Origin of the sequence: Robertmurraya mangrovi (assembly GCF_034427655.1) — a bacterium.
GTDB classification, from domain to species: Bacteria; Bacillota; Bacilli; order Bacillales; family Cytobacillaceae; genus Robertmurraya_A; species Robertmurraya_A mangrovi.
In genome coordinates this window covers 146290-170957 of sequence record NZ_JAXOFX010000008.1, presented here as the reverse complement: position 1 = coordinate 170957, position 24668 = coordinate 146290, and the positions used below count along the sequence as shown (strand labels likewise).

At 38.2% G+C, this 24668-nt stretch carries 24 protein-coding genes; 21 read left to right on the top strand and 3 right to left on the bottom strand.

Annotated features, from left to right (window positions below):
* Positions 1 to 131: 131 nt before the first annotated feature.
* The gene (locus tag SM124_RS13785) at positions 132 to 1505 is read right to left on the bottom strand and encodes a dipeptidase (protein WP_322447099.1); all 1374 of its coding nucleotides are present in this window, start codon (positions 1503 to 1505) and stop codon (positions 132 to 134) included.
* A gap of 218 nt (positions 1506 to 1723) precedes the next feature.
* Here SM124_RS13785 and SM124_RS13780 point away from each other — a divergent pair, with 218 nt between their 5' ends.
* The 3 genes from SM124_RS13780 (at position 1724) to mscL (ending at position 6429) form a co-directional block, all read left to right on the top strand.
* Positions 1724 to 5167: a hypothetical protein gene (locus tag SM124_RS13780; RefSeq protein ID WP_322447098.1), complete on the top strand. Its 3444-nt coding sequence runs from the start codon at positions 1724 to 1726 to the stop codon at positions 5165 to 5167.
* Positions 5168 to 5299: 132 nt separating this feature from the next.
* Complete coding sequence (locus tag SM124_RS13775) at positions 5300 to 5740, top strand: peptidylprolyl isomerase (protein WP_322447097.1); 441 nt, start codon at positions 5300 to 5302, stop codon at positions 5738 to 5740.
* Between the two features lie 200 nt (positions 5741 to 5940).
* On the top strand, positions 5941 to 6429 hold the full coding sequence (gene mscL, locus SM124_RS13770; RefSeq protein ID WP_407691409.1) for a large conductance mechanosensitive channel protein MscL: 489 nt from the start codon (positions 5941 to 5943) through the stop codon (positions 6427 to 6429).
* Between the two features lie 40 nt (positions 6430 to 6469).
* On the opposite strand, the gene SM124_RS13765 is transcribed toward mscL, so the two are convergent.
* Positions 6470 to 7117 carry a glycoside hydrolase domain-containing protein gene (locus SM124_RS13765; RefSeq protein ID WP_322447096.1) on the bottom strand — a complete coding sequence of 216 codons (648 nt, stop codon included), beginning with the start codon at positions 7115 to 7117 and terminating at the stop codon, positions 6470 to 6472.
* A gap of 329 nt (positions 7118 to 7446) precedes the next feature.
* On the opposite strand from SM124_RS13765, the gene paaA reads away from it, so the two are divergent.
* From paaA to paaX, 11 genes are all read left to right on the top strand, one after another.
* Positions 7447 to 8406 carry a 1,2-phenylacetyl-CoA epoxidase subunit PaaA gene (gene paaA / locus SM124_RS13760; protein ID WP_322447095.1) on the top strand — a complete coding sequence of 320 codons (960 nt, stop codon included), beginning with the start codon at positions 7447 to 7449 and terminating at the stop codon, positions 8404 to 8406.
* A 15-nt stretch (positions 8407 to 8421) separates the two neighbouring features.
* Positions 8422 to 8784: a 1,2-phenylacetyl-CoA epoxidase subunit PaaB gene (paaB, locus tag SM124_RS13755; RefSeq protein ID WP_322447094.1), complete on the top strand. Its 363-nt coding sequence runs from the start codon at positions 8422 to 8424 to the stop codon at positions 8782 to 8784.
* Complete coding sequence (gene paaC, locus SM124_RS13750; protein WP_322447093.1) at positions 8765 to 9583, top strand: 1,2-phenylacetyl-CoA epoxidase subunit PaaC; 819 nt, start codon at positions 8765 to 8767, stop codon at positions 9581 to 9583. Before paaB ends, paaC begins: the two co-directional genes overlap by 20 nt.
* A gap of 4 nt (positions 9584 to 9587) precedes the next feature.
* The gene (gene paaD / locus SM124_RS13745) at positions 9588 to 10082 is read left to right on the top strand and encodes a 1,2-phenylacetyl-CoA epoxidase subunit PaaD (RefSeq protein WP_322447092.1); all 495 of its coding nucleotides are present in this window, start codon (positions 9588 to 9590) and stop codon (positions 10080 to 10082) included.
* Between the two features lie 102 nt (positions 10083 to 10184).
* Positions 10185 to 10493 carry an EthD family reductase gene (locus SM124_RS13740; protein ID WP_322447091.1) on the top strand — a complete coding sequence of 103 codons (309 nt, stop codon included), beginning with the start codon at positions 10185 to 10187 and terminating at the stop codon, positions 10491 to 10493.
* Positions 10486 to 11265 carry an enoyl-CoA hydratase/isomerase family protein gene (locus SM124_RS13735; protein WP_322447090.1) on the top strand — a complete coding sequence of 260 codons (780 nt, stop codon included), beginning with the start codon at positions 10486 to 10488 and terminating at the stop codon, positions 11263 to 11265. The genes SM124_RS13740 and SM124_RS13735 overlap by 8 nt, the downstream gene beginning before the upstream one ends.
* Before the next feature lie 12 nt (positions 11266 to 11277).
* On the top strand, positions 11278 to 12051 hold the full coding sequence (locus SM124_RS13730; protein ID WP_322447089.1) for an enoyl-CoA hydratase-related protein: 774 nt from the start codon (positions 11278 to 11280) through the stop codon (positions 12049 to 12051).
* Between the two features lie 15 nt (positions 12052 to 12066).
* On the top strand, positions 12067 to 13584 hold the full coding sequence (locus SM124_RS13725) for an aldehyde dehydrogenase family protein (protein WP_322447088.1): 1518 nt from the start codon (positions 12067 to 12069) through the stop codon (positions 13582 to 13584).
* Positions 13585 to 13658: 74 nt separating this feature from the next.
* Positions 13659 to 14522, top strand: a complete 864-nt coding sequence (locus SM124_RS13720; protein WP_322447087.1) for a 3-hydroxyacyl-CoA dehydrogenase — start codon at positions 13659 to 13661, stop codon at positions 14520 to 14522.
* Entirely contained in the window at positions 14522 to 15727 is a 1206-nt protein-coding gene (locus SM124_RS13715) for a 3-oxoadipyl-CoA thiolase (RefSeq protein ID WP_322447086.1), read from the top strand. The genes SM124_RS13720 and SM124_RS13715 overlap by 1 nt, the downstream gene beginning before the upstream one ends.
* 185 nt (positions 15728 to 15912) lie before the next feature.
* Positions 15913 to 16785, top strand: a complete 873-nt coding sequence (paaX, locus tag SM124_RS13710) for a phenylacetic acid degradation operon negative regulatory protein PaaX (RefSeq protein WP_322447085.1) — start codon at positions 15913 to 15915, stop codon at positions 16783 to 16785.
* Between the two features lie 30 nt (positions 16786 to 16815).
* Here the strand turns inward: paaX and SM124_RS13705 are convergent, their stop codons facing one another.
* Positions 16816 to 17328 carry a gamma carbonic anhydrase family protein gene (locus SM124_RS13705; RefSeq protein WP_322447084.1) on the bottom strand — a complete coding sequence of 171 codons (513 nt, stop codon included), beginning with the start codon at positions 17326 to 17328 and terminating at the stop codon, positions 16816 to 16818.
* Positions 17329 to 17410: 82 nt separating this feature from the next.
* Here SM124_RS13705 and SM124_RS13700 point away from each other — a divergent pair, with 82 nt between their 5' ends.
* The 7 genes from SM124_RS13700 to SM124_RS13670 all read left to right on the top strand — a co-directional run bounded on the left by SM124_RS13700 (position 17411) and on the right by SM124_RS13670 (position 24614).
* Positions 17411 to 18358, top strand: a complete 948-nt coding sequence (locus SM124_RS13700) for an NAD(P)H-dependent flavin oxidoreductase (protein ID WP_322447083.1) — start codon at positions 17411 to 17413, stop codon at positions 18356 to 18358.
* A 338-nt stretch (positions 18359 to 18696) separates the two neighbouring features.
* Positions 18697 to 19482, top strand: a complete 786-nt coding sequence (locus tag SM124_RS13695) for a metal-dependent hydrolase (protein WP_322447082.1) — start codon at positions 18697 to 18699, stop codon at positions 19480 to 19482.
* A 394-nt stretch (positions 19483 to 19876) separates the two neighbouring features.
* The gene (locus SM124_RS13690; protein WP_322447081.1) at positions 19877 to 20866 is read left to right on the top strand and encodes an ABC transporter substrate-binding protein; all 990 of its coding nucleotides are present in this window, start codon (positions 19877 to 19879) and stop codon (positions 20864 to 20866) included.
* Positions 20867 to 20881: 15 nt separating this feature from the next.
* On the top strand, positions 20882 to 21907 hold the full coding sequence (locus tag SM124_RS13685; RefSeq protein WP_322447080.1) for an ABC transporter permease: 1026 nt from the start codon (positions 20882 to 20884) through the stop codon (positions 21905 to 21907).
* Entirely contained in the window at positions 21882 to 22676 is a 795-nt protein-coding gene (locus SM124_RS13680; protein ID WP_322447079.1) for an ABC transporter ATP-binding protein, read from the top strand. Before SM124_RS13685 ends, SM124_RS13680 begins: the two co-directional genes overlap by 26 nt.
* 309 nt (positions 22677 to 22985) lie before the next feature.
* Positions 22986 to 23375 carry a thioesterase family protein gene (locus tag SM124_RS13675; protein ID WP_322447078.1) on the top strand — a complete coding sequence of 130 codons (390 nt, stop codon included), beginning with the start codon at positions 22986 to 22988 and terminating at the stop codon, positions 23373 to 23375.
* Between the two features lie 138 nt (positions 23376 to 23513).
* Positions 23514 to 24614 (top strand): Leu/Phe/Val dehydrogenase, encoded by a 1101-nt coding sequence (locus SM124_RS13670; RefSeq protein WP_322447110.1) that lies wholly within the window; start codon positions 23514 to 23516, stop codon positions 24612 to 24614.
* Positions 24615 to 24668: the final 54 nt, after the last annotated feature.

Below are 24668 nucleotides of genomic sequence, written 5' to 3'. Positions count from 1 at the left end.
CATCATTTTCAACGATATCTGAGCAAAATTTGCTGATATCCTTTAATTTCTAATGCTATCAAAGCAAAAATCGATGAAATTCACTACTCAATAATAAAAGAGAGCCGCTCTCACGGCTCTCTTAACCATTTTTATAAGGATTTTTCTAGCTCAAACCAATAATAGCACAGTGTTTCCATTCCTTTATCGAAATTTTCGATATGGAAATGCTCGTTTGGTGCATGGAAGTTTTCTGTTGGTAAGCCGAAGCCCATTAAAACAACAGGTAATCCTAAAATTTGATCAAAAGCAGCTACGATTGGAATCGAGCCACCCCCACGAGTATAGGCAGTCGGTACATTATAAACTTTTTCATAGGCACGGCCAGCTGCTTGGATGGCAGGGTGATTGAAAGGTGTTACGTAAGGATGGCCCTTATCAAATAAAGATACATTCACTTCAACACCAGCCGGCACACGTTCCTGAACATGTTTTTGTAATAAATCAGCAATCACATCTGGATTTTGATTAGGTACTAAACGACAAGTGATTTTTGCTGAAGCTTCTTTTGGAATGACGGTTTTAATACCTTCTCCTTGGAATCCACCGTAAATTCCGTTTACTTCAAGAGTCGGTCTTACGTATAAACGCTCTAAGGTTGTAAAACCTTGTTCTCCATGAAGCTCTTTTAAGCCTAATTGCTCAAGAAGCTGTTCGTCTGTCGTTGGAAGAGCAGCAAATGCTTTCTTCTCATCTTCCGTAATAGCTTCTACATCATCGTAGAAACCTTCAACAGTAATCACGCCGTCTTCGTTATGGAAGGAATTCACGATTACCACTAAAGCATGGATTGGATTTTGAACAGCCCCACCATAAAGCCCGGAATGTAAGTCACTTACGGCACCTTTCACATCAATTTGAATTCCGCAAAGTCCTCTTAGACCGTAACAGATAGCTGGTTTCCCTTTATCCAATAAGCTAGTATCAGAAATGACAATCACATCTGATGCTAAAAGCTCTTTGTTTTCTTCAACGAAGGCAGGAAGGTTTGGACTACCGATTTCTTCTTCTCCTTCGATACAGAATTTAAAGTTAACTGGCAGTGTACCTGTTGTTTGTAAAATGGCCTCAATAGCCTTAATATGCATGAACGTTTGCCCTTTATCGTCACTAGCACCTCTGGCAAAAATCTTCTCATCACGAATATTAGCTTCAAAAGGAGGAGTTTCCCATAATTCTAATGGATCAACAGGCTGAACATCATAGTGCCCGTAAATCATGACGGTTGGTTTTCCTTCTGCTTTCAGCCACTCTCCATAAACTACAGGGTGACCTTTTGTTGGATAAACCTCTACATTTTCCATCCCAATTCTTCTTAACGCATCAGCTGTCCAGTCCGCTGCACGCTTCACTTCACCACTATAATCGGGAAGAGCACTAATACTTGGTATAGCAAGAAACTCAAAAAGCTCCTTTAAATGGTTTTCTTTGTTTTCATGTAAATATTGATTAATTGCTTGATTCACATTTCTGACCCCTTTCAAAAAACGGAAATGCTACTTTATTCGCTAACGGAGGAATGTATTCCTGTTTATTTTTGAAAAATATTTAGTAATCCTAAGGAAATAAATTTTTTATGTGATTGTCATACCGTTTTTTCCAAATTTGTATTGCAATAATTTGGATTTTGTGTAAAATTACACTAAAAGTATAAAGTGGATAAAACTTGAGGAGGGGAAGAAAGATGGAGCCTTTATCAAGAGATGACCGTAAAAGGATAGTCAAAGAAGAACTAGGCTTATTAAAAGAAAAAAGATATATTTCGGAGAATCTGTATAATCATGTAGTACAGACGCAGCGAAAGTTTTATGAAGATTTAGAGGCCGAAGAGGCTAGGACCGTACAGCATGTTGCTACATCACAAATAGAAACAAATTCACAAGTGGAAGAAGAGAAAGAAAAGGTTCAACCACAGAAGCAAGTAATAGTAAAACCAGCACCCGTAAAGAAAGAACCAGTTAAAAAGGTTTTGTCATCAGAACAAATAAGAGAGAGAAACATTACTTGGCTTTTAAATTTAGGAGTTATATTACTACTTATCGGTGGTTTATATGTAGCGACAAGTAAATGGGAAACGTTAACCGATTGGATGAAGGCAAGTTCCATTGCTTTTGTTTCGATTTTATTTTTTGGAATGGCTTTCGTTTCTGGGCGAGTGCTTCGTATTGAAAAAACAGCCTTTGCGTTTAATGTTCTAGGAAGCTTATTTTTGCCCATCTTTCTTTTATCGATTGGTTGGTTTGAATTGCTAGGTTCCTATCTTTCTTTTAACGGAGAAGGGCGCTTTGTTTTTGGGGTGCTCAGTAGTTATGCCGTGTTGCCTGTTTATATATGGCTAGCTAAAAAGCTATCATCCAGGCTGTTTGTCTGGTTCTCCTATCTAGCTCTCACCGTTGGCACGGGCTATTTACTTGCAGCCGTTCAGCTTGAGAAAGATGGATTCTATCTAGGAATTATGATCTTTAATGGCCTATTGCTGGCAGGATATCATCGTTTGAAAAATAATGAGAGTATCAAACTTTTCACGAAAGAACTCGTGTATTTTGCTCAAATCAATTTAGTGTTAACCACGTTGCTCATGTTACTTTTCTACAGCAATGAAGTGTTCTTCGGATTTAATTTAATCCTAACAGCGATTCTTTATCTCTCTGTCGTCTATGTAACAGGCAAAAAAGAGTTTCATTTTGTTTTTAGTGCGATGATGGTCTATGGGATTTATCAAATGGTTGAACACACAATGTTAGATTCATTTAGTCCTATTTTATATGCATTAATAGGGATCGGATTCCTGGCATTACCTAAAGTTCTTGATGAACAGTATCCATGGGAGAAAGTGTTCAACTGGACGAGTGCAGTCATCTCATTTTTCGCCTTTCTTTATATCACTTTTGAAGGTTTACTTTTAAAAATGGGTGAGCCATCATTCGTTCTACTGTTGGGATATTTAGTGATTACTGCCAACTTCCTGTACTTAACAAATGTATTCAACCGTAAACTATTTGCCTATTTAACACCAACATTTTTATCAGCTGCTTTATTAGAGGTTGTTTTACTCATCGACTCTGTTTTAGCTTTTGAATCCCTTTTGTTACCAGTGTTCTTTATTGGGTTCGTCCTATTTGTTGGAGTTGGGATATATCTAAACAATAAGCATGTTAATAAAATTTTGGCTAGCTCTAGAGATATCGGATTAGTCATTATGTATGTCACCATTGTAGTTACGATGATTACCAGTTCATGGTGGGAACTAGGACTCATGCTCATCTTGCTGGCTGGAAGTTTATACTTATCCATTAAGCTTGAGGAAAGGTTAATCTATAAAGTTACCACGCCATGGTTTATACCATTTCTGATTGGTTTAGCTGTTGTTGCCTTTGGAGAAGAATTGAATTCACTTTACTACGAGTATAGCAAGCACTTTGGTTTGGCTGTTCATTTTGCCTTAGGAAGTTTTATCGTATTGGCATGTTCCTATTTGGTCAAACCTTTACAGAGAAGTAGCTTTATCGTTTCTCAAATGTTCTATACAATTGCAATTCTCTCATCGTTTATCGTAGACATAGATGAAGTTTGGGTTCAACCGTCAATTTTAATAGTGGGTATTGGAATGTATGTACATTTATATAAATTTACCAAGATAAAAGAATTAACTTACTTAGTTAGTGTGACTGTACTAGTTGCTTATTTTACCGTTCTTCACTCCATTCACTTGTTATTTATAGAAACGACCTATTTTGATTATATTCAGTTCGTAGGTGGAGCCATTCTTTTATTATCCATTGGATATACGTTACGCCTAAAAGACGCAGATTTATTTAAGGGCTTTGCTTTAATCGGACATATTTATCTTCCTTTAGCATTAATATGGACGTTCCTATCGTATTGGGAGCATGCGGTGTGGAGTTTTATTTTAGCCATCGGAATCTATGCTGTTAGTACAAAAATGGTTAACCAAGAATGGAAAGTGAGATCGTTTTTATACAGCGGCTTTACTTCGTTATTCTTAACCGTTTCAACTACTCTTATGTTTGCAGACGGTTTAACGGGTGAGCTAGCGTTTCTGGTTACGAGTATATTAATCGTGATATTTTGGTTCTTATCTACTGATGTTAATAAAAGACGAACAAACTACTATCTCGTTCCATTTTCAATTCTTGGGATATTTAGTTTTGTAGCAGCATACCCGTATGACTTTACAGCATTCCTACTTACCATTGGGTATGCAACGGGATTACTTTTATTCTTACACTATATTAAGTGGGACTTCTTAGTAATCGTACCGTTATTAAGCGTGTTAATGGGAAGTTTAGAATTTTCGTGGAACCTTGATTCAATCTACCAGCTAAGCTTGCTAGCAGGATTAGGGGTCATATTACTATTAGTTAGTCAATATGCATACAAAAGCTTACTTGTCAGTCATTCTAATTTTCCTTTTAAATATGTGGATGCCTACAGCGTGGTTTCACTTCTCTTCTTCATGTGCTTATATCTTCTAGATAGAGACTTTTTATTCGTAAAAGTGTTGCCAGGTGTGCTCATTGTACTGACCCTTTGGTTACAAAGAAAGCGAGTACCATATGAGTGGAGTTGGATACCAGCCTTTTTAGCAGGCGCTTATCTATTAGAACCATACTACTCTCTATTATCTGAACTTGAGATTCCAGCTTTGCTTGAGAGAGAAGCCTATGTTTTACCGTTTGTAGCATTAATCATTTACCTTCAAACTTGTCTGAAGAACCGTTACAAAGAAATAACGGGGAAATTACAGTGGGGAATTTTAATAGCAGTTTCCTTGACACTCGTTCAAGACGGGTTAGAAAGCAACACGATTTATGACGCATTAATTGTAGGGTCATTGTCTTTAATTTCCTTATTAGCGGGAGTATTCTTGCGCATTAAATCATACTTCTTTGTTGGATCGGGTGTACTATTGTTGAATGTCTTCTTACAAACTAGACCATTTTGGGGCAATTTACCTTGGTGGGCGTACTTATTAATCGCAGGCTCTATCTTAATTGGTGTAGCAAGCTACAACGAATGGCAGAAACAAAAAGTCGGTAAAGGTGAAAAGACGTTTTTACTAGGAATAAAAGAAAAGGTGATTAGCAAACTTAAACAGTGGGATTAATCACTTGAAGTGGGTATCTAATCCAATAGTGCCCACTTTCAATTAATCTTTGACAGCTGCTGATTACTTTACTTTGTTTCTTGTGATAAAAATGGTATTATTAAAGCTGATTTTAATAAAGGAGAGATTGACATGACTAAAAAAGGATACATAAACTTTGAAAACGGTGAAAGAATCGATCTTGAATTTTTCCCAAATGAAGCTCCTAACACAGTAGCTAACTTCGAAAAATTAGCAAATGAAGGCTTTTATGATGGCTTAACATTCCACAGAGTCATTCCTGGATTCGTATCTCAAGGAGGTTGCCCTACCGGAAATGGTACAGGTGGACCAGGCTATTCCATTAAATGTGAAACAGAAGGTAATCCTCATAAGCATTTAGCAGGTAGCTTGTCTATGGCACATGCTGGTAAGGACACAGGCGGAAGTCAATTCTTTATCGTACATAAGCCACAACCTCACCTTGATGGAGTGCACACTGTTTTTGGACAAGTTACAAATGGTCTAGAAGTGGCTCTTAACATGGGTAACGGTGCAAAAATGAAAGAAGTAAAAGTATTTGACGAAGAATAAGATTGAAAATTAAGGGGGAGCTGAGATAGCTCCTCTTTTATTTTTCTTGAAAATGAATGTAATAAATGACTCAGTAACAAACTCTATCATTTTTACCATCACTCTTGCATAAGTTATAGGGACAAGCTCAGGACGAGGTGATTTTTATCCAATTCTTAAGAAGATTTAAGGAGTTTGCTGTTCGGGGTACGGTGGTAGATATGGCGATTGGTGTAATCGTTGGAACTGCTTTTGTTAAAATAGTAGATTCCTTTGTGACGGATATTATCATGCCGCCTATTGGTTTAGTATTAGGAAAAGTAGATTTTTCCAATTTATATATCAATTTATCCGGCGGCCGTTTTCAATCATTAACAGAAGCTAAAGAGGCAGGGGCTGTAACGGTTAATTATGGGCTGTTTCTTGAAACGATTATCCATTTTGGTATCGTGGCTTTTGCTACTTATTTTACGATCCTTCAAGTCAATCGAATGAAGAAAGTTCCAATCGAATCGATGTCTTCAAAGGAATGTCCGTACTGTTTATCTAATATCCCTATAAGGGCCATTAAGTGTTTAAACTGTACGATGGATCTACATGAAGATAAAGAGGAGCAAGTTCCCTTAGAGGAAATGTTTATTCCGACAAAAATAAACCCTAGGAAATCAACAACGAGAAGAACAATCCAGATTAATATCAGTGCAAAATAATAGACTGTTCCTCAAAGAGGTAACAGTCTAAATAAATCTCTTACCATAGCAACTCAAACAATCGACTATTAATCAGGTTTGTATCAATGGGACAAACAGGTGAATCTCTACCGTACTGCCAACCCCAAACGTTCGCTTTACAAGGAGGTTTTTTCGGTTTAAAATTCGGAGCATTTCTAGCCCGAGATACTCCAGGCTCTGGCTCTGCACTCCAAAGAATTAATTGGGTTGCAACCTTATTGTCATTATTGACCGCCTCACAATAAGCGGCACTGAAATCACCTTTAACCGGATCATGATATAGACCCGCTTTATATCCACTAGGGAACATCCCGTCCACGAAACCTCGTATCCATGCCTCATCAATTTTGAAAAATTTCTCTAAGTTAGCAAATACCACTTTTCCTTTTGGTACGCCCAGTCTTCGTGCATTATAGACGGCATTTTGGGCAATAACTTTTCCTTCTCTGTAGCCAGTAGCTTCTAAAAAATTACTGTAAATCGGAAGTATCTTTGTTCCGCTATTACGTAATAACCGAATTTCTTCTCTCGTAAGTACATCGGCTGCCCCGGGAACAAGCGCAATATACCTGCCCCAATAGCTAGGTTTTCCAAAGTTATTAAGTACACAATCATACAGCTCTTTTGTAACTGGTGATGCCGAATCTACACCCCAATAGTAAGGCACTCTATTCACTCCTTTCATCAGAAATCCTCTGAACCTTAAATTATATGGGTTTAAATCGCCCTTCATTCCATTGGACAAATTTGCTCTTTGAAAAATACTCAGAATTCATCGTAAAAATTATAATTTTCTGAAAAAATCAATTGACTTTTTACCATTTTCACGATATCTTTGTTTTAAAGTATGACACGTAAATTTAATAACGGTTTTATAACGTTATATAAAATTTATACCAATAAACATTCTTACTTTAGCAATCATTGAATATCTTAAAAAGGTAGCGATCGATAAGTATATAAATAGGTTGATTACAAATAAGAGGGTGATTGAAGTTGACGAACCATGTTTCCTTTCATGAATTAACAGAGGAAGAAAAATACGAGCATTTCTTAAAGCGTATAGAGGCCGACGAAAAAATAGAGGCCGATGACTGGATGCCAGATGACTATCGATTTACATTAATTAAACTCATTTCAATGCATGGCATAAGTGAAATTATGGGGGCATTGCCTGAAAAGGAATGGGTACCTAAAGCTCCGAGTTTAAAAAGAAAGTTAGGAATAATGGCAAAGGTTCAAGACGAAATGGGTCACGGACAACTTTTGCTAAGAGTAGCAGAAGATTTAATGAAGCCATTAGGAAAAAATAGAGAAGATATTATGCAAGATTTGTTTAAAGGAGATTTAAAGTTTCATAATGTGTTCCATATGGAAGCTCCAACTTGGGGAGATGCAGGATTGATTGGCTGGCTAGTGGATGGTGCAGCAATCATCTCTCAAACGAATATGCTAGATGCCTCATATGGTCCATATGCTCGAGCATTAAAACGAATTTGTGCAGAAGAAGTATTCCATGCCCAACACGGGGAAGCCATAATTATGGCATTAGCGGAAGGAACGAAGGAGCAAAGGGAAATGGTGCAAGGTGCCATCAATCGTTGGTGGGAAGCACTTCTCATGTTTTTCGGACCAGGAGATTCTTCGGTTACAGGTACCTCCAAACAAGATACGACGATCAAATATAAAATCAGAACGAAAACGAATGAAGATCTACGTCAAGACTTTTTCACCAAATACATTCCTCGAGTTCTCTCACTAGGTCTTACCATTCCTGATGACACGATGCATTATGATGAGCAGCAAGGTAAGTGGATTTATCAGCAGCCTGACTGGAATCGTTTCAAGCAAATTGTAAAAAATAATGGTCCTAAATCAAAAGAAAGATTAAGACTACGAGAAATTTCATATCACACAAATGCATGGGTTCGTGAAAGTTTAGCAACAAAGTCATAGGAAGGAGGGTTTTTTTTGGTTAAAAATGAGTTCTACCAGGAATATGAAGTGTTTAGTAAAAGAACGGATAAATCGCCAATGCAGTATCAGTTCTCCCTTTTAGCACCGAACGAGGAGCTTGCCCTCGTGATGGCACAGGAAAACTTTATGAGAAGAGAGCCAGTGGCAGATATTTGGGTCGTGAAAAGGGATCATATTAGAAAAATGACACTAGAAGAACGACAAACACTGCAAAGGCTAGACAATAAAGATTACCGCAACACAAAAGGATACGGCTATTTAAAGAAAAAATGGCGTCATTATGAGCAAGAAATGTTGGATGAAAAAGAAATTCTATCATGGGGAGGGAAGTTGAAAAATGAAACGGAGCATGGATGATGCAATCAAAGATTCAGAATACAAATCCGCACTCACTGAGCTTCTCTTTCAATTAGCGGATGATGATTTTATACTAGCATACCGTGGTTCGGAGTGGTTAGGCTTAGCTCCGCATATAGAAGAAGATGTAGCGTACTCATCGATTAGTCAAGATACGATGGGCCATGCGGCGATGTTTTATCAGCTTTTAGAGGATTTACAAATCGGAAAAGTAGACGACCTTGCCCATGCAAGAGAAGCTTCCGAGAGAAAAAATGCTGTTTTACTAGAAATGGTTAATGGACCTGGTACGTATTTAGTGGAGCCTCAGTATGATTGGGCTTTCGCCGTTGTTCGTAACTTTTTCTACACTTCGGTTAAGAAGATTCGAATCGAGTCTATGAAAAATTCATCCTACCAGCCTTTAAGTGAGGTTGCGGTAAAAGTAAATATGGAGCTTTACTATCATTTGTTGCATTGGAAAACATGGTTCATCCAGTTAACAAAAGCAAATGAAGAAGCTAGAGAAAAAATGTTACACGCAACAAATCGAGTGTTTGAAGAGTTAGACGGACTACTCACGCTCGGTCCAAAAAACGAAGCGATTTCAAGTTTTCAATTAATAGATGCCGAAGAAACGTTAAAACAGAGATGGATCCAAATGGTTCAACCCATCTTTGAATCTATCAATTTTACCATACCGGAGAAATTTGGTATGAAGCATGGGAATGGTCGAAACGGAGAACACACCGAAGATCTTCAAAAAGCACTTCAAACGTTAAGTGAAGTTTATCTTGTTGACCCAGCAGCGAGCTGGTAAAAGGATGATGAAAGTGGATTTAAAAAATGAAGTAATGAAAGCGCTTCACTTAGTAAAAGATCCAGAAATTGATTCCATTTCCGTTGTTGATTTAGGAATGATAGAGAGTGTGGAGACGAAAGAGAACTCCGTTTCTATTCAGCTCTTGCCTACTTTTATGGGATGCCCAGCACTAGACATTATTAAAAATAATGTCGTTAAGGTTCTTTCGCAAATAAAAGAGATAGAGCAGGTTGATGTTCAGTTTGTTTATCATCCACCGTGGACTTCAGACCGCATCACCGAGGATGGTAGAAGAGCATTAAAAGAGTTTGGAATTGCTCCACCGCCTATACAATTGGATGAAACAGGTGAATGGCATGTGGATTGCCCTTATTGTGAATCCACATATACGACAATCGAAAACTTATTTGGTCCAACCGCATGCAGAAGTATCCTTTACTGTAAATCTTGTAAAAATCCTTTTGAGGCGATGAAACCGATTTCTACGTTGATGTAATAAATAGAGTTTGTTTTCATATCATGAATAAGAAACTATTTCCAATTAATAGAAATAGATTCTACTATATAAAAAAACTATATTCTGAGGAGAGATTCGAGAATGGTAAAATTAATCGCTTTATACAAACATCCTGAAAACAAAGAGGCTTTTGACGCGCACTATTTCAATACACATGCCCCACTTACGGCAAAGATTCCTGGTCTACGTAAAATGGAAGTGACAAAGGTAGTAGGAAGCCCAATGGGTGGCGAAGGAAAATACTATTTAATGTGTGAAATGTACTATGACAGCCATGAGGCTTTGCAAACGGCCATGAGAACAGACGAAGGAAAAGCTTCTGGTAGAGATGCTATGAAATTTGCTGGGGACCTTATCACATTAATGATAGGTGAAGAGGTTAATGAGTAATTCATTTGAGTTTATTGAGACAACGACTCAAGGGGCTATTGGAACCATCGAATTAAACCGCCCTAAAGTGTTAAATGCTCTTAATACAAAAATGATCTCCGAAATTGTGCAAGCAATGGAAGGATTTGATAAGGACGATAACATTCGTGTTATCGTCTTATCTGGAAAAGGAAGAGCATTTGCTGCAGGTGCAGACATTGATGAGATGGCGAATGCAAGTGCAATGGATTTAGAGTTGTTAAACCAATTTGTTGATTGGGATCGATTAGCTTTGATTAAAAAGCCCATTATCGGTGCCGTTCATGGTTTTGCATTAGGAGGTGCCTTTGAACTAGCACTTTGCTGTGATTTGCTTTTTGCAGCTGAAGATGCGGAGTTCGGCTTTCCTGAAGTGAATCTTGGTGTTATGCCAGGGGCTGGTGGTACTCAAAGATTAACGAAACTCGTTGGTAAAACGAAAGCAATGGAATGGCTTTTTACCGGTAAAAGAATTACCGCAAAGGAAGCTCTTCATTACGGAATCATCAATCAAACTTTTTCAAAAGAATTATTATTTGAAGAAACGTATAAGTTTGCAGAGCAATTAGCAAAGCAAGCTCCAATTTCAATCAGGCTAATCAAGGAATCTGTGCTAAAAGCGATTGATCACTCTATATATGAAGGAATGCAGTTTGAGCGTAAAAACTTTTATCTGTTATTTTCATCAGAGGATCAAAAGGAAGGCATGAAAGCTTTTATCGAAAAAAGGCAACCTCAATTTAAAGGGAAATAGGGGGCATGTCCTATGTTTGAAACCGTTCTATATGAAGTGCGAAATTCAGTTGCCTATATCACACTAAATCGACCAGACAAACTGAATGCTTTTACCGAGCAGTTGAACAAAGAAGTTCAATTGGCCATCAAAAATGCTTCAAGAGATGAATCTGTTCGTGCACTTGTCATTACTGGTGAAGGTAGAGCTTTCTGTTCGGGTGAAGATTTAGCTGGTGTCAATGACGATATGGACCATGGGGAAGTTCTCCGAAAAAGATATAATCCGATGATAGTAGAATTAGACAAATGTGAAAAGCCAATTATCGCCGCTGTTAACGGTGTGGCTGCGGGTGCAGGAATGAGTCTAGCTTTAGCTTGTGATTTCCGATTAGCTTCGGAAAAAGCTAGCTTTGTAGAAGCATTTATTCATGTAGGTTTAGTGCCTGATGCAGGTAATCTATATCATCTACCTCGATTAATTGGTCACGCAAAGGCCTTGGAATTAGCAGTGTTAGGTGAAAAGGTTACGGCAGCGGAAGCGAAGGATTTAGGCCTAGTAACAAAAGTAATCTCAGTTGATACTTGGTCAGAAGAAGTTTCGCAATTTGCTGAGAGATTGGCCACTATGCCGACAAAAGCGATTGGACTAATTAAACGTAATCTTAAAACAAGCTGGCACTCTGAATTTGAGGATTTTCTAGAAAGAGATGCTCAAGGACAACGAATTGCTGGTTTAACAGATGATCATAAAGAAGGAGTTCGCGCCTTCATGGAAAAACGACGTCCTGTATTTACAGGCAAATAGAAAGGGGCAAATCCATTGTCTACAGTAAAAGAAGAAAAGTTTGAAGCATTATCAACGAAAAGAGAAACGTATCATTTAATTATTAATGGAAAAAGAGAAGAGAGCTCAAACGGTGATACATACACAACCTATAATCCAGCAACCGGTGAGCCTATCGCTACAGTGGCAAAAGCTACGAAAGAGGATGCAGAAAAAGCGGTTCAAGCAGCCCGTCATGCATTTGACTTCGGGAAATGGAGACACTTTCCTGTTAACAAGCGCAGCCGTGTATTAAATAAAATTGCAAGCATTATGCGCGCTCGTTTTAATGAATTAGTAGAATTAGAGATTTTAGATACAGGTAAATCCCTTGCAGCTGCACAAGGTCAAGTAATGCAAGCAATTGAAGACTTTGAATTTTATGCTGGAGCGATTGTCAGCCACCGTGGTGCAGTCAACAGCATGCCAGGCGCGTTCCAAAATGTGACGGAAAAAGAGCCTGTTGGTGTTTGTGCGCAAATTATCCCTTGGAACTATCCGTTAATGATGGCAGCATGGAAAATTGCTCCTGCTATCGCGGTTGGATGCTCAATTGTGGTGAAGCCAGCTACACTAACGCCTTTAACCGCTATTGTTCTTGGAGAAATTTGTATTGAAGCTGGAGTTCCTGAAGGCGTAGTCAATATTTTACCAGGTTCAGGTTCTGAAATCGGGAACTATTTAGTGGAGCATGAGCAAGTGGATAAAGTAGCATTCACAGGTTCAACTCCAATTGGTAAAAATATTATGGCTAGAGCTTCTGAAACATTAAAGCGAGTAACTTTAGAGCTTGGTGGAAAATCTCCAAACATCGTGTTTGAAGATGCGGATGTAAACGCAGCGGTTGACGGCTCACTGTTTGGTATTTTCTATAACACTGGTCAATCTTGTGAAGCTCGTTCCAGATTGTATGTTCACGAAAACATCTATGATGAGTTCGTGGAAAAGTTTGTAGAAAAAACAAAACGCTTAAAGCTAGGCAATCCGTTTGATAAAGAAACACATGTGGGCTCCATTATTAGTCGTGAGCAGCTTGAAGTCATTGATGGATATGTGAAGTCTGCTATTGAAGACGGAGCGACCATTTTAACAGGTGGTAAAGAAGCGAAGTTAGAAGGATTTGAAAACGGTCACTGGTATGAGCCAACGATTATCGCTAACGTAAACCACGACATGAAAGTGGTAAAAGAAGAAATCTTCGGTCCAGTTGTTGTCATTATGAAGTTTAGTGATGAAAAAGAAGCCGTGAAGCTTGCAAACGACAGTGAATATGGGTTAGGTTCTGCCCTTTGGACAAAAGATTACGCACGTGCCACTCGAGTGTCCAAACAAATCCAAGCTGGAATTGTGATGGTGAACTGTCCATTCTCCGCTTTCCCTGGAACACCATTTGGAGGTTACAAACAATCAGGCTTTGGCCGTGAGCTTTGTATTGAAACATTAGACCTTTATACGGAAACAAAGAGTATCATCTCGTACTATGGAAGTCGTCCATTAAATCCATTTAATCTATAAAACTATTTTTGGTGAGGCTGGCTCGTTATGTGGGAGTCAGCCTTCATCTTTATCATGTTTGGAGGAGTATATGTATGGTAAAAAACATTGTAGTCATTGGCTCTGGTGTCATGGGTAGAGGAATTGCCTATGTCAGTGCTGTCGGTGGTTTTCAAACCGTTTTAGTTGATATTGATGAAAAGCAATTAGAAAAAGCTGAAGTAGAAATTAATGAGATGTTTGAAAAAGGTGTGGCTAGACAAAAGTTAACTAATGATCAGATGGAGTCGGCAAAGAGTGGTTTAACTTATTCCAATCAGCTTGTGAAATATGTTCAAGAGGCCGATTTAGTCATTGAAGCCGTACCTGAAAAAATGGAAATTAAGAAAACGATTTTTGAAGTAATTGACCAGCATGCACCTGAGCATTGCCTTTTTGCCACAAACACATCTACCATGAGTCCGACCGAAATTGGTTCCTATACGAAACGCCCATCACAAATCATTGCGATGCACTTTTTTAATCCTGTACATAAAATGCCCCTTGTTGAAATTATCCGTGGTTTAGAAACAAGCGATGAAACAGCCGAAGTGATTCAATCGGTCTCTATGAAAATGGGGAAAGAAACGGTGGTTGTAAATGAGTTTCCTGGTTTTGTGACGAGTCGAATTAGCGCACTTGTTGGAAACGAAGCGTTTTACATGCTGCAAGAAGGAGTAGCAACAGCAGAGGATATTGATAAGGCTATTAAACTAGGACTGAACTATCCAATGGGTCCATTCGAACTTGGGGATTTAGTGGGACTCGATACTCGATATAATAACCTGAAGTACTTACACGAAAAGCTTGGGGAAAAATACAGACCTGCTCCTTTACTTGAGCAGTATGTAAAAGCGGGGAGATTAGGTAGGAAAACAGGCCGTGGCGTATATGACTATACAAGAAGGGATGAGAAATAATGAGGGAAGTGGTCATTGTTGATGCGGTTAGAACACCAATTGGAAAATACAAAGGTGCATTAAAAACAATTCGTCCTGACGACCTGGGTGCTGTTGTCATAAAAGCATTGATGGAAAGAAACCAGGAGGTTGATCCCTCTCAAATAGAAGAGGTAGTGTTTGGAAATGCCAATCAAGCAGGGGAAGATAACCGAAACGTGGCTAGAATGTCTTCTTTGTTAGCTGGTCTACCCGTACAAGTCGCTGGAACAACTATTAACCGTCTGTGCGGATCAGGATTAGATGCAGTTAACTATGCAGCAAGAGCCATCATGGTAGGAGAAGGGGATATTTTTATCGCCGGAGGGACAGAGAGCATGACGCGTGCTCCTTTTGTCATGGCAAAACCTCAAGCAGACTTCCCTCGTGGAAATATGGAAATGTATGACACAACGATTGGCTGGCGTTTTATAAACAAACAATTAAAAGAAATGTATGGCATAGATAGTATGCCAGAAACAGCTGAAAACGTGGCAGTTCAATACAAGGTTACTAGAGAAGAACAAGATCAGTTTGCCGTCCAAAGCCAGCAGAAGACGCAGCTTGCCATGGAATCCAATCGATTTGCAGATGAAATCGTACCAGTCGAGTACACGGATAGAAAAGGGAATAAAGTCGTAGTCGACCAAGACGAACACCCAAGAGCCAATACGACTGTTGAGCAGCTAGCAAAATTGAAGCCGTTATTTCCAAACGGGACCGTAACAGCTGGTAATGCTTCAGGTGTAAATGACGGAGCTTCAGCGTTGTTATTAATGAGTAAAGAGAAAGCGCTAGAACTCGGCTTGAAACCTTTAGCAAAATATGTGGTATCAGCAACAGCAGGGCTTGAGCCTTCTATTATGGGTGTTGGTCCTATCTATGCCACCCGGAAAGCTCTAGCTCGGGCAAATCTAAATGTAGAAGATCTTGGGCTGGTTGAGCTGAATGAGGCTTTTGCCTCTCAATCTCTCGCTTGTATTCGAGAATTAGAGTTAGATAAAGAAATAGTAAATGTGAATGGCGGTGCAATCGCATTAGGACATCCCCTTGGAGCGAGCGGAGCACGCATATTGACCACTCTTTTATATGAGATGAAGAGAAGAGAAGTTCAGTATGGTTTAGCCACGATGTGTGTAGGTGTAGGGCAAGGAATTGCAACCATTATTGAAAATGTTGTGGAGTAAGAGCCATAGGGAGAAAATTCTCTATGGTTTTGTTAAAATAGTAACAATTCTGTCAAATAAACGTTTTTGCAAAATTCAAATATTGTTGTACAATAATATTATGACGATTTTAAACCGAGGGTCAAATTCGGTAAAATAGAATCTAATCTAAATGAACCAACCATGTCACGGAGGATGAAGCAGCATTGAATACTCGATCGATGATATTTACCCTTTATGGGGATTACATTTCACATTATGGAAGCAAAATTTGGATTGGCAGTTTAATTCGCTTATTAAACGAGTTTGGTCATAATGATCAATCTGTCAGGGCAGCCATTTCTCGTATGAATAAACAAGGCTGGGTACAGTCAGAAAAAATAGGTAACAAAAGCTACTATTCTTTAACTGAACGCGGTCAAAAAAGAATCGATGAAGCAGCGAAAAGGATTTTCAAACTGAAGCCTGAAGAATGGGACGGTAAATGGAGAATTCTTATGTACACCATTCCCGAGGAAATCCGAACGGTCCGCGACGAGCTGCGAAAGGAACTGGTTTGGAGCGGTTTTGGTACGATGTCTAACAGCTGCTGGGTGTCAGCGAACAATCTAGACAAACAAGTATATGACTTAATTGAAAAATACGAAATTCAAGATTATGTTGATTTCTTTATTGCTACATATGATGGTCCGCACAAAAATACTCGAATTGTAGAAAAAAGCTGGGACCTGCAAGAAATCAACGAAAAATATCAAGAATTTATAGGCGAATACAGCCAAAAATACATTATTGATAAAAATAAAATTCAAAAAGGTCAAATGACACCAGCTGAATGCTTTGTGGAAAGAACGAAACTCGTACATGAATATCGTAAGTTTTTATTCGTAGACCCTGGTTTACCAGAAGAATTGTTACCGGAAAAATGGCTAGGGGGTCATGCGGCTTCGCTATTTAGTGAATATTACAAAGAATTGGCCGAGCCTGCTTCACAATTTTTCGAGAGTGTTTTTCAAGAAGGAAATGAACTGATTAAAGACAAAGACTACGATGTATTAGATCATCCTTATATTTTAGAATAATAATAAGCCATCAAAACGATGGCTTATTTGTTATCTTAAATTTTCCTTATATTCTTTTCCTTTTTGAACATAAGTATCAATAGAAAGCTGAATAAGCTCTAAATCTTTTTCCTCAATCTCTCTAATTACCTTTCCTGGTGAACCGACCACTAGGGAGCGAGGAGGAATTTTCTTGCCAGCAGGTATGAACGTATTGGCTCCAATAATACACTCTTCTCCGATTTCTGCACCATCTAAAATCGTTGAACCCATCCCAACAATGCTTCTTTTACGAACAGTACATCCATGAAGAATCGCGTTATGACCAACTGTTACTTCGTCTTCCACAACTAATGGAGATCCTTCGAATAAGTGACAAGTAACATTATCTTGTATGCTGCAACGTTCCCCAATTTTAATCGCATCTTCATCTCCACGTAACACAGCATTAAACCAAACACTGGATTGTTTACCAATTGTTACGTCACCAATCACATGACAGCCTGGAGCAAGAAATACGGATTCATCCACATTTGGTTTTTTACTAGAATAAGAATGTAACAAAGTTCAAAACCCCTCTCGAAAAGTTTCAATTGTCTTACTATTAAAAATAGTATAACATTATTTTAACGAAGGGGGAATTTGTTTGAATACATTATTAAACGTATTAAGCATAAAACACCCCATTCTCCAAGGTGGAATGGGTAATATAAGCAACTCCATTTTAACAGCAGCTGTTTCAGAAGCTGGAGGATTAGGTACGATTGGCGCTGGTACACTCACGCCTGATGAGGTAGAAGCTATTATCATAGATACAAAGAAGCGGACATCCAAGCCGTTTTCCGTAAATGTAGCGATTAATGTTACGCCATATACAAAAGAAATTCTGCGATTAGTGGTAAAACATGAGGTACCAGTTGCTACTTTATCGGCAGGAAATCCTACCCCGTATATAAGTAAGCTCCATGAACACGGTGTAAAGGTAGTTACCGTTGTCGCTTCGGTTAAACAAGCGAAAAAGGCTGAAGATGCAGGGGCTGATGTAATTGTAGCTGAAGGATATGAAGCGGCTGGAATTAACTCAAACCTAGAAACGACTACCCTAACCTTAATTCCGCAAATTGTTAAAAATGTGAACATACCTGTTGTAGCAGCAGGAGGAATTGCAGACGGAAAGGGATTAGCAGCCATGCTTGTACTAGGGGCAAGTGGAGTACAAATGGGGACACGGTTTATTGCTACAAAAGAAGCCCCATTTCATCCTATATATAAGCAAAAAATTGTTCAAGCCACTGACCATGATACGGTTATAGTTGGTCGTTCAGTCGGAAGAATTAGGAGAGTGCTAAACACATCCTACTCTCAAAAACTACTTCAATTAGAACAAGAAGGTACAACCTTAGAAACTTTTAATCAACTAACCTCAGAAGACTACCACATACTAGGTGCGATAGAAGGAAAAGAAGACCAAGGTTTCATGAACAGTGGGCAAATATCCGGACTAATCGATGATATACCAACAATTAATGAATTGTTAACCCAAATAATGAATGAAGCAAAAACAGAAATAAATAAAGTAAGTCACTTATTATAGGGTTGTGACTTTCTAATAAGCACTAGTAATAAAGGCAGTAGGGATATACGAATAATTTCGCCACATCTTTTTCTATTTATTATTAAGCACTGAGTTGATTGGAGGGGAAGGCACTTGACTCCAGCGGGATGTAGAGGAAAGGTCGAGACCCCACAGACGGCACGGCGAGGAGGCTCGACTTCCTCCTCGCGGAAAGCAAGTGCCTGGACCGGAAATCAACGGACGAAATTACTAGAACCATTCAAATATCAACAGCCCTGACCGTATTTTGTAGAATATTACACCCCTCCCTAGCATAAATGTAAATAGCTTTAAGTACATATTCGGAGGGGTTTCTTTTGAAGATTAGACGTTTAGGTCATGCGATGTATCAATTTACTAGTAAAAATAACAAAAACTATTTAATTGACCCATTTTTTGATATGAATCCTGGTTTCCCAAAGGAGTTGGATCAACCATTATTTTATAAGTCCATTGATGCTGTATTTTTAACTCATGGTCATTTTGATCATACTAGTGGACTAACTAACATTACAAATGTGAATCCAGGAGTTCTCGTAGTCGCACAATATGAGCTTGCACTTATACTTCTTCAAAAAGGTATAAAAAATGTTCTGCCAATCAATTTTGGAGGTACAGTCGTTTTAGATGACGTTAAGGTAACAATGGTTCAAGCTAAACATACATCCTCATATGGAGAAACAGAAGGTACTCCTATTTATGCCGGTGAGGCTTGTGGATACATTCTCGGTTTTGAAAACGACCGCACTGTCTATCATTCCGGTGACACAGCGATTATGTTAGATATGAAGTTAATCCAAGATGTGTATAAGCCAGACATTGCGATTCTCTCCTCATCAGGACATTTTACGATGGGTCCTAAAGAGGCAGCTTATGCGGTTAAGGAATTACTAGATGTTGAATATGTCATTCCAAGCCATACCTTTCCATCCGAAGAAAAAGCTCCTAAAAAAGAAACTCTTACAAAACTAATTGAAAATTTCCCAGTAGTGGCCTTTATGATCGATAAGGATGAAGAATTAAAAGAGTTACTTAAAGACTTTCAAAGAACAACGGTAGTGACATTAGGATATGGTGAAGAAGTAGATTTTACAAAAGAATAATATAATAGCTTATAGATTGAATAGATAGGCAAACAGCAATCGATTGTTGTTTGCTTTTTACTTTGGTGCCTAATATTTATCGCTATAAGATAGATTGTTCACCATATTTATAGGTAATAACGCATACATTTTAAAGAATATATCAAATTATCAGAATATTATTGACATTGATATAATGCGAATGATAATATAACGTTGTATTTACGTTACTAATAGTAAATATCATATAATGTAACCGATTACATAGAATGAATAATATAACTGCTTTGGTACTTACTTATAAAAGGAAATACAAACTACATAAAAACACGGTGATAACTAGCTTTATTGAAAGAGAGGTAATTTCAATAAAGCTAGTTTTATAAATATTTAACTAAAAGTAAGGGGGATTTAAATGAAGAAAATAGTAAAATCTGTTTCTTTAGCATTAGCAGGCTTCCTAGTTTTAACCGGATGTAGTGGAGAAAAAGCATCAAATGATGGGGACAAAAAGCAGTATAAAATTGGAATCTCACAATTTGTTGAGCATCCTTCGTTAGATGCAGCAACAGACGGTTTCAAGAAGGCGTTAGAAGATGCCGGTCTTGATGTTAAGTATGATTTCCAAAATGCACAAGCTGACATGAATAATACACAAACCATTGCAAACAACTTTGTTGGAGATAAAGTCGATTTAATTTTTGCTAATGCGACACCTAGTGCAGTTAGTGCTCTGAACGCTACAAAGGACATTCCGATTGTTTTCACATCGGTAACAGATCCAGTTGGAGCAGGTCTTGTAGAATCCTTTGATAAGCCGGGAGATAACATTACTGGAACAACCGATAATCACCCGGATGGCACAGCTAGAACGATTCACTTTATGACAGATCAAGTGGGAGTAAAGAAAATTGGTGTGATTTATAATGCCGGGGAACAAAACTCTGGTGTTCAAGTCGACGCGGTAAAAGAATTAGCTAAAGGAAAAGGTGCTGAAGTCGTTGAGGCTACCGTTTCAACATCAGCTGAAGTGAAACAGGCTGCTGAATCTTTAATTGGACGTGTGGATGCATTCTACATTCCAACGGATAATACAGTAGTTTCTGCTTTAGAGTCTGTTATTTCCGTTGCTAACAGTAAAAAGATTCCTCTATTTGTAGGTGAACTTGATTCCATGAAGCGTGGAGCAGTGGCTGCTAGTGGATTTAACTATTACGATTTAGGCTATCAATCTGGTAAGATGGCTGCTTCCATTTTAAAAGGTGAAAAGAAACCGTCAGAAATTAAAGTAGAGCTACCAGATTCATTAAAATTGGTTATCAATAAGAAGGCTGCTAGAGAACAAGGTTTAGAAGTAAAAGAAGAATGGGAACAAGAAGGCGGGTTCTATGAAGGGGAAGAATAGAAAGGATGATTGCTAGTGTTTACAGCGATATTTGGAGCATTTGAATCTGGAATCATCTACGCAATCATGGCTTTAGGAGTATATTTGTCCTTTCGTATTTTGGACTTTCCTGACTTAACCGTAGATGGGAGTTTTGTAACAGGTGCAGCCGTAGCGGCAACGTTAATTGTAAGTGGTGCAAATCCATTTGTAGCTACAATGGTTGCCTTGTTCGCTGGATTCATTGCAGGATGTATCACTGGGATTATTCATACGGTTGGTAAAATTAATGCGTTACTTTCAGGAATTTTAATGATGATTGCTTTATATTCAATCAATTTACGAATTATGGGTAAATCAAATGTTCCATTATTAAATACTGAAACGTTAATGACAAATGTTCGTGATTTTTGGGATCGAACGGGAATCGATTCATTTTTCAATAGCATTCTAACAGCTGTTGGATTGGGTGACAGCCTTCCACGTACATGGGGTATTCTCATTTTCATGGTAATGATCACATTAGCTATTAAGTTCATAACCGATTGGTTCTTAAAAACAGAAATTGGTTTGGCTTTAAGAGCAACGGGTGATAACAAAAGAATGATTCGTAGTTTATCGGCAAATACAAATATGATGGTCATCTTAGGACTTGGTTTATCCAATGCGATGGTTGCTTTTTCAGGTGCGCTTATTGCCCAACAAGGTGGATTTGCAGATGTTGGTATGGGGATTGGAATGATCATTATCGGTCTTGCATCTGTTATCATTGGGGAAGCCTTGTTTGGTACAAAGACGATTGCAAGAACCACTCTTGCCGTTATTGGTGGTGCCATTATTTATCGAATTGTCGTATCTCTAGCTTTACGTGTAGATTTCTTAAAACCTGGAGATATGAAAATGATTACAGCCACCATCGTTATTTTGGCTCTAGTCATGCCTAAGATCATTGATGGGTACAAAGAGAAAAAAAGGCGTGCACAAAGACGCGCCACACAAGTATTAGCAGTACCTTCTAATGGAAAGGGTGAGTCAAATGCTACACTTGAATCAGATTCATAAAATTTTCAATGAAGGTACTCCAGATGAAAAAGTGGGTCTAGACCATATTCAATTAATATTGAAACCAGGAGATTTCGTGACGATTATCGGTAGTAATGGTGCCGGGAAATCGACGTTAATGAACGTAATCTCTGGTGTTCTTCAACCGGATGTAGGTCAAGTGATTATTGATGATCAAGATGTGACGAATATGCCTGAGTATAAAAGAGCACGTTTGATAGGCCGAGTGTTCCAAGATCCAATGGCAGGAACGGCACCGAGTATGACGATTGAAGAAAACTTAGCCATGGCCTACTCTAGAAATAAAAAACGTACCATTAGGCAAGGGGTTACAAAGGATAGAAGAGCTTACTTTAAGGAAGTATTGGAATCTCTTCATTTAGGGTTAGAAAACCGACTAACCGCAAAAGTTGGCTTACTTTCTGGGGGAGAACGTCAAGCACTTTCCTTATTAATGGCTACTTTCACTGAACCATCGATTCTTTTACTAGACGAACATACGGCTGCTTTGGATCCATCTAGAGCAGAGCTTATTACGAATCTAACAAAGGAAATCGTAGAAAAATATCATTTAACTACCTTGATGGTTACCCATAACATGCAACAAGCGTTAGATTTAGGGAACAGACTTATCATGATGGATAAAGGACAGATTATCTTACAAGTAGATGAAGAAGAGAAGAAACATTTAACCATTGAAAAATTATTAAATGAATTCCAGAGAATTCGTGGATCAAAACTGGCAAACGACAGGGCGTTGCTTACTTAGGTTATAACAGAATCATGGTATGAAGCTATAATGATGTACCACTTTAATAATGTTATACTTTATCACAAAAAAGGGCTAACTAGTCCTTTTTTTTATGAAAAAATTCTTATTTTTCCTTAAAAATAGAGGATATTCAATCTCGAAATGGTATATGTATGTAGGAGGATTTAAAGTCTATTATTATATCATTTGTTATTTTGAGAAAATATTAAAATTTCTTACAATTTATTGACTATTTATTTAACGAAGTGTTATCATAACGTTAAATAAACGTCATACATATTATATGTAGTTGTTGGGAGGGGTCGAATGAAGCCAGGATTAGAGGTCGGATATACAGAGTGTATTCAAATCAAGGTAACACCTGATATGTTCGCTCAATTTGAGGGTACCATCGTCCACCCTGTGTATTCAACGGTTTCTATGGTCTATCATATGGAATGGGCTTCAAGAAAAATCATTCTTCCTTTTTTAGAAGATGATGAAGAAGGAATGGGTGGAGCAGTGACGGTAAAACATCTTGCTCCTAGTTTAGAAGGTTCAATGGTAACGGTTAAGGCTATTTTAAAGAAAATGGACCGTAATTACATTATTACAGAAGTTATGGCTGAAAATGAACATGGAGTCATTGGGACAGGGGAAGTAAAGCAAGTGATAGTTCCAAAAGCCAAACTTCAACAGTTATTTAATCGAGGATAAGCATTCACAAATACAATGACAATAAATAAGAATATTAGTTGTCTATAGTACTCTTGTGGCAAATGATTATATACGCCTTTAATATTAATGAAAGCGCTAACATTCTTTAAAGGAAAAAAGGGGGATTTTAAAGTGGATATGTTTGAACAAATTAGAGAGCATGAACAAGTAGTTTTTTGTAATGATGAAGCAACTGGTTTAAAAGCGATTATTGCTATTCATAGTACAAGATTAGGTCCAGCTTTGGGCGGTTGCCGCATGTTTCCTTACCAAACCGTAGATGCTGCCATTGAAGACGTTTTACGTTTATCGAAAGGGATGACCTATAAGTGTGCAGCAGCTGATGTCGATTTTGGTGGAGGGAAAGCCGTTATTATTGGCGATCCAAAAACAGATAAAACACCTGAACTGTTCCGTGCATTTGGCCAATTCGTAGAATCATTGAATGGCCGTTTTTACACAGGGACAGATATGGGAACAACTCCTGAAGACTTTATCCATGCATTAAAAGAAACGAATTGCATTGTTGGGGTAGATGAGGTGTATGGAGGAAGTGGAGATTCTTCTGTTCCAACTGCGCAAGGTGTCATTTATGGTCTTCAAGCAACTAGTAATGTCCTTTGGGGGACTGATGACTTATCCGGAAAAAGTTATTCTATTCAAGGGCTAGGAAAAGTAGGCTTAAAGGTAGCTGAAAGATTACTAGAAGAAGGTGCAGACCTTTACGTAACTGATATCAATCAACAAGCTATCGATTCTCTTGTTACAAAAGCGAAGAATATGGGCTCTGGTGTAAAAGTTGTAAACAGTGATGAAATTTATAAGCAGCAAGCTGATATGTTCATTCCTTGTGCAATGGGCGGGATTTTAAATGATGAAACGATTGAGCAACTACAAGTAAAAGCCGTAGTAGGTTCAGCTAATAATCAGCTTTTAGATATGAGACATGGGCAAATGTTACAAGCAAAAGGGATTCTATATGCTCCTGATTATATCGTTAATGCCGGTGGTTTGATCCAAGTAGCCGATGAGTTATACTCTCCAAACAAAGAGAGAGTATTGAGAAAGACAAAAGCGATTTACACATCCATTCTAAATGTGTATAAACAGGCAGAGCGAGAAGGGATCACGACAGTAGAAGCAGCGAACCGTTTCTGTGAGGAAAGAATTGAAGCAAGAACAAAGCGAAATAGTTTCTTCTCACATATGAAACGTCCAAAGTGGGCGGTTAGAACATAATTTTTTATTCAATTTCTAATATTACGATACTAGTAAACTGTTTTTTAGTTACAA

Bases quoted from the DNA above. Each gene is read 5' to 3' on its own strand.
- mscL (WP_407691409.1), top strand. From the start codon at position 5,941: ATGGCGATTGGTGTAATCGTTGGAACTGCTTTTGTTAAAATAGTAGAT.
- paaD (WP_322447092.1), top strand. From the start codon at position 9,588: ATGATGAAAGTGGATTTAAAAAATGAAGTAATGAAAGCGCTTCACTTA.
- SM124_RS13680 (WP_322447079.1), top strand. From the start codon at position 21,882: ATGCTACACTTGAATCAGATTCATAAAATTTTCAATGAAGGTACTCCA.
- SM124_RS13740 (WP_322447091.1), top strand. From the start codon at position 10,185: ATGGTAAAATTAATCGCTTTATACAAACATCCTGAAAACAAAGAGGCT.
- SM124_RS13720 (WP_322447087.1), top strand. From the start codon at position 13,659: ATGGTAAAAAACATTGTAGTCATTGGCTCTGGTGTCATGGGTAGAGGA.
- SM124_RS13730 (WP_322447089.1), top strand. From the start codon at position 11,278: ATGTTTGAAACCGTTCTATATGAAGTGCGAAATTCAGTTGCCTATATC.
- SM124_RS13775 (WP_322447097.1), top strand. From the start codon at position 5,300: ATGACTAAAAAAGGATACATAAACTTTGAAAACGGTGAAAGAATCGAT.
- SM124_RS13735 (WP_322447090.1), top strand. From the start codon at position 10,486: ATGAGTAATTCATTTGAGTTTATTGAGACAACGACTCAAGGGGCTATT.
- SM124_RS13780 (WP_322447098.1), top strand. From the start codon at position 1,724: ATGGAGCCTTTATCAAGAGATGACCGTAAAAGGATAGTCAAAGAAGAA.
- paaC (WP_322447093.1), top strand. From the start codon at position 8,765: ATGAAACGGAGCATGGATGATGCAATCAAAGATTCAGAATACAAATCC.
- SM124_RS13715 (WP_322447086.1), top strand. From the start codon at position 14,522: ATGAGGGAAGTGGTCATTGTTGATGCGGTTAGAACACCAATTGGAAAA.
- SM124_RS13675 (WP_322447078.1), top strand. From the start codon at position 22,986: ATGAAGCCAGGATTAGAGGTCGGATATACAGAGTGTATTCAAATCAAG.
- SM124_RS13670 (WP_322447110.1), top strand. From the start codon at position 23,514: ATGTTTGAACAAATTAGAGAGCATGAACAAGTAGTTTTTTGTAATGAT.
- SM124_RS13690 (WP_322447081.1), top strand. From the start codon at position 19,877: ATGAAGAAAATAGTAAAATCTGTTTCTTTAGCATTAGCAGGCTTCCTA.